Here is a 1,474-nt window from a genome sequence, read left to right as displayed (position 1 = left end):
AGCCCCAGGATGTGATGAGCCGACATCGAGGTGCCAAACACCGCCGTCGATATGAACTCTTGGGCGGTATCAGCCTGTTATCCCCGGAGTACCTTTTATCCGTTGAGCGATGGCCCTTCCATACAGAACCACCGGATCACTTAGACCTACTTTCGTATCTGCTCGACGTGTCAGTCTCGCAGTTAAGCACCCTTATGCCTATGCACTCAAAAGCGCGATTTCCGACCGCGCTGAGGGTACCTTTGTGCTCCTCCGTTACTCTTTGGGAGGAGACCGCCCCAGTCAAACTACCCACCATACACTGTCTCCGTCCCGGATCACGGGACTGGGTTAGAACCTCGAACAAACCAGGCTGGTATTTCAGTGGTGGCTCCACTCGGTCTAGCGACCAAGCTTCAAAGCCTCCCAGCTATGCTACACAGATCGGTTCAAAGTTCAGTGTAAAGCTATAGTAAAGGTTCACGGGGTCTTTCCGTCTAGCCGCGGGTACACTGCATCTTCACAGCGAGTTCAATTTCACTGAGTTTCGGATGGAGACAGCCTGGCTATCGTTACGCCATTCGTGCAGGTCGGAACTTACCCGACAAGGAATTTCGCTACCTTAGGACCGTTATAGTTACGGCCGCCGTTTACCGGGGCTTCGATCAGGAGCTTCGCCTTGCGGCTGACCCCATCAATTAACCTTCCGGCACCGGGCAGGCGTCACGCCCTATACTTCCACTTTCGTGTTTGCAGAGCGCTGTGTTTTTGATAAACAGTCGCAGCCAGCTGGTCACTGCAACCCTCCTCGGCTCAGGCCGCAGGGCCTTCACCTACCGAGGGCACACCTTCTCCCGAAGTTACGGTGCTATTTTGCCTAGTTCCTTCACCCGAATTCTCTCAAGCGCCTTAGGATTCTCTCCTCGCCCACCTGTGTCGGTTTATGGTACGGTCCTCTTGAACTGAAGCTTAGGGGCTTTTCCTGGAAGCGGGGCATCAACCACTTCGGTTCCGAAGAACCTCGTCATCACGCCTCGGCTAAGCTCTCCGGATTTACCTGAAGAGCACGCCTACACGCTTAAACCGGCATCCAACAGCCGGCTGGCCTAGCCTTCTCCGTCTCCCCATCGCATTCAAGAGCGGTGCAGGAATATTAACCTGCTTCCCATCGACTACGCATTTCTGCCTCGCCTTAGGGGCCGACTCACCCTGCGCCGATTAGCGTTGCGCAGGAAACCTTGGGCTTACGGCGGACGGGTTTTTCACCCGTCTTATCGTTACTCATGTCAGCATTCGCACTTCTGATACCTCCAGCAGGGTTTACACCCCGCCTTCGCAGGCCTACAGAACGCTCCTCTACCGCGTGCACTTGCGTGCACACCCGTAGCTTCGGTATACGGCTTAGCCCCGTTACATCTTCCGCGCAGGCTGACTCGACCAGTGAGCTATTACGCTTTCTTTAAAGGATGGCTGCTTCTAAGCCAACCTCCTGGCT

General features: G+C 55.1%; 1 rRNA gene (only partly in view). It reads right to left on the bottom strand.

The features are described 5' to 3' along the window. Positions 1 to 1,474, bottom strand: a 23S ribosomal RNA gene (locus VMH34_01615); its annotated part runs 1,038 nt beyond the window's last position; the annotation flags it as partial.

The sequence above is a fragment of the Gammaproteobacteria bacterium genome (assembly GCA_035501935.1).
Taxonomy (GTDB): Bacteria; Pseudomonadota; Gammaproteobacteria; order JAJPIJ01; family JAJPIJ01; genus JAJPIJ01.
The sequence above is the reverse complement of the archived record's forward strand: the minus strand, read 5'-3'. Positions and strand labels throughout refer to the sequence as shown.